At 27.5% G+C, this 12,989-nt stretch carries 8 protein-coding genes and 2 pseudogenes; 7 read left to right on the top strand and 3 right to left on the bottom strand.

The features are described from left to right. Window positions 1-875 precede the first annotated feature (875 nt). The 3 genes and pseudogenes from EDL80_RS02555 to prfA form a co-directional block, all read right to left on the bottom strand. Window positions 876-2,087, bottom strand: a complete 1,212-nt coding sequence (locus EDL80_RS02555) for a dicarboxylate/amino acid:cation symporter (RefSeq protein ID WP_158406623.1) — start codon at window positions 2,085-2,087, stop codon at window positions 876-878. A gap of 683 nt (window positions 2,088-2,770) precedes the next feature. Continuing rightward, window positions 2,771-2,942, bottom strand: a pseudogene (locus EDL80_RS02550) (F0F1 ATP synthase subunit beta); the annotation flags it as partial. A 46-nt stretch (window positions 2,943-2,988) separates the two neighbouring features. Further along, window positions 2,989-4,068, bottom strand: coding sequence for a peptide chain release factor 1 (gene prfA / locus EDL80_RS02545; RefSeq protein WP_158406622.1), 1,080 nt, complete (start codon window positions 4,066-4,068; stop codon window positions 2,989-2,991). A gap of 159 nt (window positions 4,069-4,227) precedes the next feature. On the opposite strand from prfA, the gene yihA reads away from it, so the two are divergent. From yihA to EDL80_RS05120, 7 genes and pseudogenes are all read left to right on the top strand, one after another. Beyond that, complete coding sequence (gene yihA / locus EDL80_RS02540; RefSeq protein WP_158406621.1) at window positions 4,228-4,830, top strand: ribosome biogenesis GTP-binding protein YihA/YsxC; 603 nt, start codon at window positions 4,228-4,230, stop codon at window positions 4,828-4,830. Beyond that, entirely contained in the window at window positions 4,802-5,767 is a 966-nt protein-coding gene (argB, locus tag EDL80_RS02535) for an acetylglutamate kinase (RefSeq protein ID WP_158406620.1), read from the top strand. The genes yihA and argB overlap by 29 nt, the downstream gene beginning before the upstream one ends. A 781-nt stretch (window positions 5,768-6,548) precedes the next feature. After that, window positions 6,549-6,728: pseudogene (locus EDL80_RS02530) on the top strand (glutamate--tRNA ligase); the annotation flags it as partial. Between the two features lie 1,109 nt (window positions 6,729-7,837). Further along, window positions 7,838-8,929, top strand: coding sequence for a porin (locus EDL80_RS02525; RefSeq protein WP_230957181.1), 1,092 nt, complete (start codon window positions 7,838-7,840; stop codon window positions 8,927-8,929). 1,829 nt (window positions 8,930-10,758) lie between these two features. Beyond that, window positions 10,759-11,940, top strand: coding sequence for an NADH-quinone oxidoreductase subunit D (locus EDL80_RS02520; protein ID WP_158406617.1), 1,182 nt, complete (start codon window positions 10,759-10,761; stop codon window positions 11,938-11,940). Window positions 11,941-11,943: 3 nt separating this feature from the next. Beyond that, window positions 11,944-12,489 (top strand): NADH-quinone oxidoreductase subunit NuoE, encoded by a 546-nt coding sequence (gene nuoE, locus EDL80_RS02515; RefSeq protein ID WP_158406616.1) that lies wholly within the window; start codon window positions 11,944-11,946, stop codon window positions 12,487-12,489. Window positions 12,490-12,796: 307 nt separating this feature from the next. Then, window positions 12,797-12,928: a hypothetical protein gene (locus tag EDL80_RS05120; RefSeq protein WP_269144129.1), complete on the top strand. Its 132-nt coding sequence runs from the start codon at window positions 12,797-12,799 to the stop codon at window positions 12,926-12,928. Window positions 12,929-12,989 lie beyond the last annotated feature (61 nt).

The following is a 12,989-nucleotide window of genomic DNA, read 5'->3' as shown; positions in this document are numbered from 1 at the left end:
CTTTTATAGCACTTATATCAGGAATTTGATTCATCCGAATATTCCACTATATATATATATATTTTTTTTTTTTTGAAACATGTTCTTAAAGGAGATTTATAAAATTATTATATAACATACTGATGTTCATGCTATTATATTTCATTTATTGTGATTATTTTGTAGTGTTCGTAACAGATACAATTTTATTTGTTACCTAAGTTAAGAGAATTTTTTTATAAGTATTTATAGTTTTATTAAAATGTGGATGTGTTTTAGTAGCTGATTTTTTTGATAAAGTATTTACATTCCAATATTATTTAATCAGGTTATTAAAGGTAAGAAATTTTAGAAAGAAATATTTAAAGTGATATATTTGTATGGTTAAATATATTTGTGAATGTTAATATAATTATTACTTTAGTTTTGTACATACATCAATATAATGGTTATATTACATAACTATTTGCTCACTAAACAACTTTTTTGTCAGAATATTGATAGAATTTACTTGCTGAATATTAAAATTGGGCATTGAAAAAATCCTATATAAAACATGATATTGCAAATAGGGTACATGATTTTTATCAAGATATGATTACCTATTAATATTAAGATCCTACGATATTGTTTTTATAATGAACAGATCTTATTGTCCAAAGATAATTATGGATAAAAGCTATGGTAGATAAATATGTCGATCATGCTGTATTGTGTATTCTTTTAAAATGTTACCTAGTGTTAATAACTTATCTCTTACAGGATCTGTGATATTATATTGCTATATCCACTTTTAGATATTTTAATAATTTTTCAATGAATCCAGAGTTAGTGCCTATAAGTAAGAAAAATTATGCATTTATTGGATCATATGAGAAATTTTATATTATCTTTTCTTATTTATTATTGTTATTTGTTATATAGCATTCCTTATTAACTACTTGAGTAATACATACGTCTGACCAAACGTTGATTGATGTTTCAAACATATCTATTATTGTATATATAGGCAGTATTATACCCATAGTATTCAATGGTATCTTCATAGATATTAAATAACTCATAGACATAAAATAACATCCCATTGGAATGCCTGCATTACCTATTGCACCTCCTGTAGCTAGAAATACCCATAATAACATTTCACTTATAGAAAAAGTATATCCATTAATTTCTGATACAAAAAGTACTGTAATAAGTATGAACGCTGCACATGCATTCATATTGATTGTTGTACAAACTGGTAGTATAAAAGATGATACTTTTTTTGATATCTTTAAATTATCTTGTGCGTAGCGTAGAGTTGTTGGTAGTGTTGCTGTTGATGATTTAGAAAAAAAAGCTACGATTAGTGCTGGCATAATACCACGAAATGTTTTTATAGTGGAAATTCCTTTGAATTTTAATAACAGTGGTAAGACAATAAATGCTTGTGTAAAATTTGCTATTATTATGCATGATAAATATTTTAATATACTGGATAAATTGTATCCATCATGGAGATTGTAAAGTAATACAGTGATAAATGACCATAGTGCCATGGGCATTAACTTGAGTATGAACTTTGTTATTTCGAGAAATGTATCAAAAAGCGCATCAAGTATTTTATTAAGTAGTTCGCACTTATTTTTGTCTGGTAATGATAATAGTGCTCCGCCTATCAAAAAAGCTAATATGACACATCCTATTATGTTATTATCTAAAAATACCTTGATAAAGTTGTGAGGTAATATGGAAATTAGGTATGATAAATAACTCTGAGTATTAACATGTTCTTTCATCCCTAATGTACTTGATATTATATTTTTATTTGATGGATCTATTAATATGTATGTGATTAATGCAATAGTGGCTGCAATAATTGTTGTAATTATTGTATAAAATGTAGTTTTTTTAATTAGAGCTTTTATTTCCATAAAGTTTGTCAGTTTGGAAATTGTTGATGTAATAGAAAAAAATACTACTGGTAAACTAATTAGTTTAAGTAAATTAATAAAAATATTTTCGCAAGTCTTAGCTAACTCAAGTACCCATGGTTCATTAATATAAAATGATGCTACTGAAAGGATTATGGGAAGTAGAATTTTAAGCATATATCTGTAAATCATAATTAAGACCATTAATGTTAAGAGCCATATTTCACAATGCTAATATGTATATATTATAAATGTGTAGTAAAAATATGTAATAAAAATCTTAGATAATAGGTTGCTTTGTAAGAGTTTTAAATTGATATATGGGTCCATAATATTATAATTGCATTAGAAACTTTATTTATATAGGTGTACAATTATGTTTTAATAGAGATATTTGTGAAAATATAGACATAATAAGTATATCTACTATAATAAAGTGTATAGTCATATTTCTTAAATTAAATACTAAAAAACCTACAATACAACGTATAAGAATATTCTATATCAAAATAATAATCAATCAATCAATATATTTATATTTTTGTCAATTAATATAGTAATGAATCACTAATATTTTTTATTTAATAGGGTTTTGATTATTTAATGTAAGTGTATAGTACTAGTATTTCTATTTTATTAGTTTTAAATATAGGAATGTTATTGTTATACAAGTATAAAATTATAGCTAATAGATAAGTGTGTTATTGCACTAGCAACATTGTTATATTACTTAGAGTTTATATGTAAAATACTTAATCCTATATAAATAATGTTTATTATTCTTTGCTTGTACTTATAATTGGAAGAATGTTAGATGTTTATGCGTTCGATTATAGTAGTTATATTGATAATACATTATAGTAATCTGTTTTAACTAATGGACCACGATTATCTGTTAAAACCCTTTCCAAAGTTGTCTTACCAATAGGAACGGGTATAGGAACCGGTATCAATAAACTCATCATTTCTAGATAAACCATTAGTACTATCAAGTGCTATACATCTCACAATACTATCACTAATATGCTGAGATACTTGAAGAACTATAGTTATATTATGTGTTTTTTAGGTATTGTATTATATTAAGTACTTATTAGATATTTAAGTTTTTTAGCTTATTTGCTTCGTCTTCTGCTATTAGTGCTTCAATTAGCTCATCTAGATCACCTTCTTTCATTATGTCTTCTAGTCTATATAATGTTAAATTTATTCTATGGTCTGTAATCCTGGATTGTGGAAAATTATAGGTCCTTATACGTTCAGATCTATCTCCAGAGCCTATTTGACTTTTTCTTAGTTGTGATATTTCTGCGTCTCTTTTTTGTTTTTCAAGATCATAAAGCCTTGCTCTTAAAACTTTCAGGGCTTTGCTTTTATTTTTATGTTGAGATTTCTCATCTTGTTGTATTACAACAAGGCCACTTGGTATATGTGTAATGCGTACAGCACTATCAGTTGTGTTAACAGATTGTCCTCCTGGTCCGCTGGATCTGTACACATCTATCCTTAGATCTTTTTCGTCTATTTTTAAATCTACTTCTTCGATTTCAGGTAAAACTGCTACTGTTGCAGCTGAAGTATGAAGTCGACCAGAAGCTTCAGTTTCTGGTACTCTCTGTACTCTATGTACTCCCGATTCAAATTTTAGTCTAGCAAATACGTTAGACCCACTTACACATAATGAAACTTCCTTATGTCCTCCTATACCAGTTGATGATGAGTTAATTTGTTCAATTTTCCAATTTTTTTTTTCAGCATATTTTATATACATTCTGTATAAGTCAGTCACGAATAATGCGGCTTCTTCGCCTCCTGTACCAGCCCTAATTTCTAAAATAGCATTGCGTGCATCATCTTTATCTTTTGGAAGTAGAGATAATTTCAGTTTGTGCTTTATTTTAGGTAACTGTTTTTGTAGTTCATAGAATTCTTCTTTTGCAAGGTTTTTTAATTCAATATCAGTTTCTTGATTGTTTATTAGTTCTTGTAGGTCTTCTATACCTTTTTGTAAAGTATTGTACTCATCTATTACTGAGATTATAGGCAATAATTCTGAGTATTCTTTTGATGCGTTTATAAAAGATTCTACACTTAACTTACTAGGATCTTCTAACAAATGTTTTAGCTTATAAAACTTTTCAGATAATTCTTCTAAACTACTATCAAAGCTCATAGCTTTGCTACCATTATTTAATAAATCTTTATAAATGTTGACTGTTCAGAGATGATAACATCTATAATATTATTTGCAAAATTTTTTTCTTTAAATTTTGATATGTGATATATACTTAAGGTTAATGCATTTTATATTTTTGTTAAATGTTAGAAATTTATGAAGCTAAAATCTATAATGTCACAATGCCAATTCATTATAGGAGCTACTAGTGTTAAGTCTTTGCCTGATTTTTCTATACCAGAAGTTGCACTTGCTGGTCGGTCAAATGTTGGTAAATCTAGCTTGATTAATGCAATAACGAACAATAAAAAAAATGCTAGGATATCATCTAAACCAGGATGTACAAAGCAAATAAATTTTTATCTAATCAATAAGGGATTAATGGTTTTAGTTGATTTGCCGGGTTATGGGTATTCTAAGGCGGATAAAGGTACTATAAATAATTATATTTGCTTGATGGAATATTACTTATTAAATAGAAAGAACTTATCAAAAGTTATGTTACTTATAGATGCTAAAGTTGGATTCAAGGAGATAGATTTAGATTTTATCAGGTGGCTTGAAATACATAAAATATTGTATCAGTTAGTCTTAACAAAAATTGATCGTGTACAAAATAGAATGCTTGATGTTATTATCAGCGATATTAAAAGCTTTGATTTAAATTTTGTTGTATATCCAATAATTAATGTTAGTAGCCAATGTAGACAAGGAATAGAGGAGTTAATTTATGAAATTGCACAATGTATCAAAAAATAGTCTTAATAAAGAAGATACCGAGTTAAACATTGAGCAATTCGGAGGGAATATTGAGTGGTTTAACATCACTAAAACATTGTCAGAATCTTTACCATATATACAGCAATTTTCTGGTGAAACGTTTATTATTAAGTATGGCGGAGCTGCTATGACGGATAAGAAATTAGCAGAAAGTTTTGCTCATGATATTGTATTACTAAAACAGCTTGGTATTAACCCAATAGTTGTACATGGAGGAGGAAACAAGATTAATGAATTTCTAGAAAAAGTAAATAAGAAGAGTACATTTATTAATGGGTTGAGAGTTACTGATGCTGAAACACTTGAAATTGTAGAAATGGTACTTTGTGGATTAGTTAATAAAAATATTACACAGCTAATTAATAGAGCTGGAGGTAATGCGATTGGATTATGCGGCAAAGATGCTAATTTAATAGAGGCAAAGAAAATTTGCTATACTTATAAAGAAGATCAGTCAAATAATGTTGAAAAAATTCTAGATATGGGTTTTGTTGGTGAACCCCATGATGTTAATACAGATTTATTATTTTTCATGGAAGAATCTGATTTTATTCCCGTCATAGCTCCTGTATGTAGTGGTGAAAATAATCTTACGTATAATGTTAATGCAGATTTAGTAGCTGGTGCTCTTGCAAATGCTATGGCTGCTGCTAAATTAATTATTTTAACAAATGTTTCTGGGGTCACTGATAGCGATGGTAATTTAATCTCTGAGTTGTCTGTAAGTAATGCAGAAAGTTTAATTGAAAGTGGTATTGCACATACTGGTATGATTCCTAAATTACAAACTTGTATTAAAGTTGTGAAAGAAGGTTATGGATCTGCCCATATTGTTGATGGTAGAATACCTCATGTGTTATTATTAGAATTATTTACTGTGCATGGTACTGGTACAATGGTAGTTAGTGGGATGTAGTATCTTAAACTGTAATATTTATTCTAATGTATCCATATGTATTTCTCTGTTAGAGAAGTATTAAACCTAAATATATGAACATAGTATGATAATTGTTATACAAGTTACTAGTATTAAGTTTTTTGTACATATGTATTATAAATCTATATTTGGTATTATTATATATACCATACCATATAGTGCTTATAGATATAGTATCTATTTATAGTAAGGTATTAAAAAGTTTATTCTTTATTGATTGTAGTAATATTGTGTGACACAGAAATTAAGGACAAAAGCAAGTAATTGTTTTTCTCAGAATTGGTATTACAGTTTGTATAAATGATTATATTATTATGATTTAATTGTTAATAATACTACTACACTGTTAGCTAATTGTGAAAGCTGAAATTAGTATTCTTAAAGAATAAGGTAATTTAATATATTACTTGAACTACCTTGGGATATTTTATTGAATTTATCTGTTTTTTCTTTAAAAATATGATTGATAAGATTTTTAAAACATAACTTATATTTGTCATCAATCACTGCAAATTCATTTTTATGTAAATATAGTATTTCCAGATTTCTTTTTTCATATCTTACTGCTGTAAGCTGATTTTTTATATCACGTAATTCATTATTTAAAGTGTCATTCTTATTTTTTATGTGATATTATATTCTATTTATTTTTATATATTATAAATGAAAAATCAAACTCATATAAATCGTGCACCTGTTATAATGGCAAATTGTGTAAAAGCTTTTTTAGGAAAAGATTAGGTGAATATGCACTTTATAATTAACTTCAGTAATTAAAGACCTTATAAGAAGTTCCGATATGAAAATTAATAGTATTTATTACTGCTTGTGTGCATCTATAATTAGAAGAATAAATGTTCCAAGTATTGTAGATATTATGGTTAATTTTCAGCAAGAAGAATCCTTAAGTAGGATAAAATATGCAAGAGATATGGAATAAATAAATGACCTATATTTAGTAATACACTAATTTCAGTTGTGCATGCTAACATAAATATTTATAATATTGATTTCTAAATCTATGTGATTTTTTGCATTACAAAAAGTTTAGATTTCAAATTATGCTTTTGATTAATTACTAATAGAGCATGTTTCTAGATATAAAAGATTTACATATTTTTATTAAATGTAGTAAAAATATTTGAATGTTTTACTGTGAAATATTTAAAGAATATCAGCATATAGTAAGTAAAGTTATAAATATATGTGCCTGCCCATAAATAAAATATAAGTAGATTTTGATATTTTACCGTTTTGGTTACACTTTTATCCTAATTTATATAACTGACTCTAGTCTTGAATAGTCCTTAAAGTCTCATGAGTAATAATTAATAGTTGGTGCTACAATCCCAGACTCAGAAGTATATAGACCTGGCTTTGCCAAAATTGCCCTATTCTTATCAAAAGCATGTGGGGACTTTAGTATCATATCTTAGACTAATATAATTCAGATAACTACCATTGATTTTACCTAGTGTAATACTAAATATAGTAAATTATTTAAAAGCATAATGTCTTGTAGGTTATGTAGTGTGTTCAATTCCTTACTAAGAATTGATTATAACATCAATATTACCTATGTTATAAACAGTTTAGTGCATATGGGACTTTATAAACATTTAGCCAAAAAATTCTAGTAACAATGTAGAAAAAGGTTATATAGGTGATGAAGTATGTAATAAAAGCTTACACATATTACAAATAAGTGAGAAAATTGATTATCTAAAGTTGTATTAGTTGACATTGTTTGGCATTATTAATATGCTACTTAGGTTGTTAGGTTATTTTTTGATAAAAACCAACTTTTGTATATAGAACTGCAATTTTATGTAAGGTGAGGATATGTATTATTTATTTATATAGTGGTTGTTGATTTATAATAAAAGTATGTTAAATATATATTTATCATAGTAGTTATTTTTTTTAATTATATTCTTGATTGTTTTAACAGTTGGTGTTAGATTAGGGTTAGGGTTTTTTTGAGGGTAAGTTTAGGTGTGTAAGAAAGTAATATATATATCTAGCGCTATAACTTATTTTATCCTTACAGTGAGTAATGCTTATGCTAATGATTTCTCATTGTCTGGTAATGTAAGTTTACAGCATGGTATTAATAATAAGGATTATACAAGAGGATTGGTTAATGCGGATTCAAAATTGTTATATTCTTATACTGTAAAAAATGATATTAAGGATAAGTTTACAGTTGGTTCATGTGTAGGAATTAATGTAAAATTTGCATCTGATATTGTAGATGAGGATCGTTATGCTGCAAACCAGTACCTGTTAAATGTAGGTGCTAATACTGCATATGTTTTTTTAACATTACCTGATATAGGTAGTATGGAAGTAGGTTTAACAAAACCTGTTGCTAATTCTATGAGGATTTCTTCTTCTAATGTTAGTGTTGGGTCAGGTGGAATTAGTGGTAGCTACTTGGATCACATTAGTTTAAGATATGATGCCAAGTACCCATATGGTTTTGATAAGAATGGGGCAATTTTGGCAAAGCCAGGCCTATATACTTCTGAGTCTGGGGCCGTAGCACCAATTATTAATTACTACTCACGAGACTTTAAAGGTGTTAAGGCTGGATTTAGCTATATACCTAAAGATAAAGCAAATGGTTATAATGACATTATTAATGTAGGCGTTAAGTATGAAACCAAGCTATCAAATTTTAACTATTCTTTATCAGGGGTAATAGAACATGCTCGTCTGAATGGTGAACAATATAATGATTTAGTAGCTTATAATGTTGGATTATCAGTTAATTATAATGATTTTACAATCTTAGGCTCATACGGTAACTTAGGTAAGTCTGGTAAAAAGACTATCTCTGTCAATAGTGCAAATTATGTAGTCCTTGGTAGTGAATACTATGATTTAGGAGCAAAATTTGAAAGGAATGGGTTTAGCATAAGTGCTAGTTATTTCTATAGTAATAAGGATCTTAAAAAGAGTGATCAGAGTAATGTAGAACAACACTCACTTTCAGTTTATGCTTTAGGTTTGGAAAAAGTCTTAGTTGACAAGTTATCAGTATATGGTGATCTTGTTTGTTTTTCTGTTGATAAGCCTTCTACATCTGCTCAACAATCAGGTTATGTATTTTTAGTCGGTACAAAGTTTAAGTTCTAAAGTATAAAACTTTACTAGACATGGGTGTGGTATTTACACTATATAGTGAGGTATTTAACCTATATTACAAGTGGTAATGGTGGTATGTTATTATTTATCTTTACTTCACAAGGTATAACATACCTTTCTATTTACCAGCTATGTCCTTTATTAGCTGTATATTAATGTGTTTGCTTAAAAATATTGAGAATTTTTAATATTATTGTTTTTTTGTATCTTACTAGTATAGTGTTTTGATAAGAATTAAATATCATGTTAGTTATTTGCTTTTATGGTAGTAATTTACTGATAAATAGGGTGTTGGTTTTTTTATTTTGTGAGGTTAATGCTTTACATCTATAACTGTTGAAAATCTTCTTTAATAACTGACATTTTTATTGAAGTAATCGGTACTACATACTGTTTACTTTTTATAATACTATTCTGTTTATTTTTTGCAGTCATTAACAATACCTTTAATTTTTATATAATATGTTATTATATTAAGTATAGTAGATATGTATTAAGTAAGGTAATTACCTAATTTATAGAGAATAAATCTACTGCTGTATTTAATGCATTTAGTGGTAACTTGTTTTATATTTTTATAGTGCAAGTTTACATAGTAAGTATTTATAGCTGACTATTTTTGGTTTATTCCTTTTTTATAATTAAATATGCTTTAATATGCTAATTGTAGTGCAAATATTTATGTTTAAACTTATAGAGGTATATTTTATAACTAATTAGCATTGGTGATGTTATAGTTATTTGTAATGTACTTGAAATACCTGAATACATTAGTTAGTAAATTGATAATACAAATTGTAAATAGTGTAAAATATGTTTTTTTACTCTATGAATATATATATGTATTTATAATATATCAAGGAATTACCACTTAAGCAATTAAGAAATCGGTATCATGAAATTAGTATATTCACTAAATTAGAGATTTTTTTATATATAAAGTTGATTTTTTGGTTAGATGAAAATTTATACATATTCTGCTTATACATATTGGCACTACTAGAATTATTTCACCACATTCTAGTAGACTTTATAAGGGTTATTTTCTATATAAAACACTATATATAGCAAGTAATATGAAATACAATTAAGGGAAATCAAACTTCATATACCAAAGCTCTTATGTCAGGTTAAATAACGAATTAATATAAGTATTATTTATATTTTAACTCTATACTTATAATTTATCTATAAACATTAGATATAGTGTTTGGAGAGGTAGATAGGTAAGAAATGGCATCTAATATACAAAAAACTGCGATACAAGTGATGAAGAATTCAGGTTTGATGGAGAGAGCCTAAAACAAGCGAATAAAACATTTACTAGATATCCTCTTTATGGTATGGAATTTTAAATCTTAATTTATTAGAATCAACTATAACAGATAAGACAGTATTAGTATCTATTATGATGGTAAGTGATGAAATTAGTGTTATTTAACCAATAGAAAAAAGTGGTTTGTAAGCCTGATATATTTATATAGATTTTACCATTTGAAGTATACTAGTATTAATAACAATTCTTACTAGTAATATATTAAGTGTTTGTATGTTTTATCATAGTATAAAATTAAGGAATGCGTTTCATCATACGTAATATTAAATGTATTGAGTAATTCCTTAAATTTATACTTTATTTAGCTTTCTGATGAGATACTTTAACTTGCAAGAGGTATTATTTATGTCTTATTTATATATGTCCTGAATGTTTAATATAATGATAAAGTGTTTTACATATTTCTCATACTATCCGAACCTTATTCTTGACATAAAGTGTTACTACATACATAATTTAAAGCTATACTACTTCATAATTAACAATGTCTAATCACGTTAAAATTACACCAATGACTTTAAACTTTGGTCCTCAACATCCTGCGGCTCATGGTGTAATGCGTTTAGTTTTAGAAATGGGTGGAGAAGTTATAGAAAGAATAGATCCGCATATTGGGTTATTACATAGAGGAACTGAAAAATTAATTGAATATAAAACATATCTTCAAGCTTTACCATATTTTGATCGTCTTGATTACGTATCTCCTATGGCTCAAGAACATGCGTACTCTTTGTGTGTAGAGAAATTACTAAAATGTGAAATACCAATTAGGGCAAAGTATTTGCGTGTTATTTTTTGTGAATTAACGAGAATATTGAATCATCTATTGAACATATCAAGTCAAGCATTAGATATAGGTGCTATGACTCCTCTATTATGGATGTTTGAAGAACGCGAAAAAATTCTTAATTTTTATGAAAGGGCATCTGGAGCTAGATTTCATTCAGCTTATATTCGTCCTGGAGGTGTAGCAGCTGATGTTCCTGAAGATTTAATAGATGATATATCTAAATTCATAAACGCGTTTCCTAAGTTTATTGATGATGTAGATAGCTTATTAACTGAAAATAGGATTTGGAAACAACGTAATGTTGATATTGGTGTAGTATCTAAAACACAAGCTTTGGATTGGGGTTTCTCAGGACCAATGTTGAGAGCATGTGGAATTCCTTGGGATTTACGTAAAAGTCAACCTTATGAAATATATGATGAGTTGGAGTTTAAAATTCCAGTAGGGGAAAAAGGGGATTGCTATGATAGGTACTTAGTGAGGATGGCAGAAATTAGAGAATCTATAAAGTTAGTTGAACAATGCTTAAATCGTATACCGAATGGTCCTGTAAAAACAGATGATAGAAAAATTGCTCCACCAAAAAGATCAGAAATGAAAAAATCGATGGAAGCATTGATACACCACTTTAAATTATATTCAGAAGGTTATAGTGTACCTGCTGGGGAAACTTACATGGCTGTTGAAGCTCCAAAGGGTGAATTTGGTGTATATATAGTATCTGACGGAACGAATAAACCTTATAGGTGTAGAATTAGAGCTCCTGGATTCGCTCATTTGCAAGCAATAGATATGATGGCAAAAGGTCATATGTTAGCTGATTTAACAGCTATAATTGGATCATTAGATATAGTGTTTGGAGAGATAGATAGGTAAGAAATGGCATCTAATATACAAAAAAACTGTGATACAAGTGATGAAGAATTTAGGTTTGATAAAGAGAGCCTAAAACAAGCAAATAAAGCACTTACTAGGTATCCTCAGGATAGAAAGTCTAGTGCAGTGATGCCATTGTTATATATTGCTCAAAAACAATGTGGTGGATTTATTCCTATAGCTGCTATGAATTATATAGCAGATTTTTTGGATATGAGGCCAATACATGTATATGAAGTTGCTAAGTTCTATTCGATGTATAACTTATCTGTAACTGGTAAGTACTTAATACAGGTGTGTCGGACAACTCCATGTTGGTTATGTGGTAGTGATGATATTTTAAAAACATGTAAAAAATTTTTGAAAATAGATGTTGGAGGGACAACAAGTGATAATTTATTTACTTTAAAAGAAGTAGAATGTTTAGGTGCTTGTGTTAATGCTCCAGTTGTACAGATCAATGATGATTATTATGAAAAATTAGATCCTGACAAGATAAAAAGTATACTAATGGAATATAAAAAGAAAGAAAACATTATTACTGATTAAGTTTTTGAGTGATGTAATAGTTGTCTAAATCATGGTTTTGGTTAAAAATATTACTAGTTATATATAAGAGTTTTAGTTATAAGTATTATAAAAATATAATGATTTATTAAATGCATAACTATTTTCATTGATTATGTTTTTAAATATGCTTTTTATGTGGCAATACGTAGTATTTTGATTTATCAATATATATTGAAAAATATCAAAAAAAATAATAAAGCAGTAAAGATAAGTCTAATATGATGAATATGAAAATTATAAACTGATTCACAACATACTAAATTATTTCATCATTTGATGGTAAGCTATGTATGAATACTCACAGCTACCTAGCAATTGGTTATTGACATGGCATGTGTGTGTTCTTGAGTCAGTAAGATTTTTGTATTTTATTGTAAATGAGTTAAATGTTTCAGTAGAGATTGTATACGATATATAAGTATACATTAATTCCTAGTATTCTTATACTTAATACAAACATACGTTGTTTCCAAATCCTA

Source organism: Ehrlichia ruminantium, from assembly GCF_009728835.1.
Lineage (GTDB): Bacteria > Pseudomonadota > Alphaproteobacteria > Rickettsiales > Anaplasmataceae > Ehrlichia > Ehrlichia ruminantium_B.
Note: the sequence above shows the minus strand (reverse complement) of the source record. Positions and strands in the feature narration are given on the sequence as shown.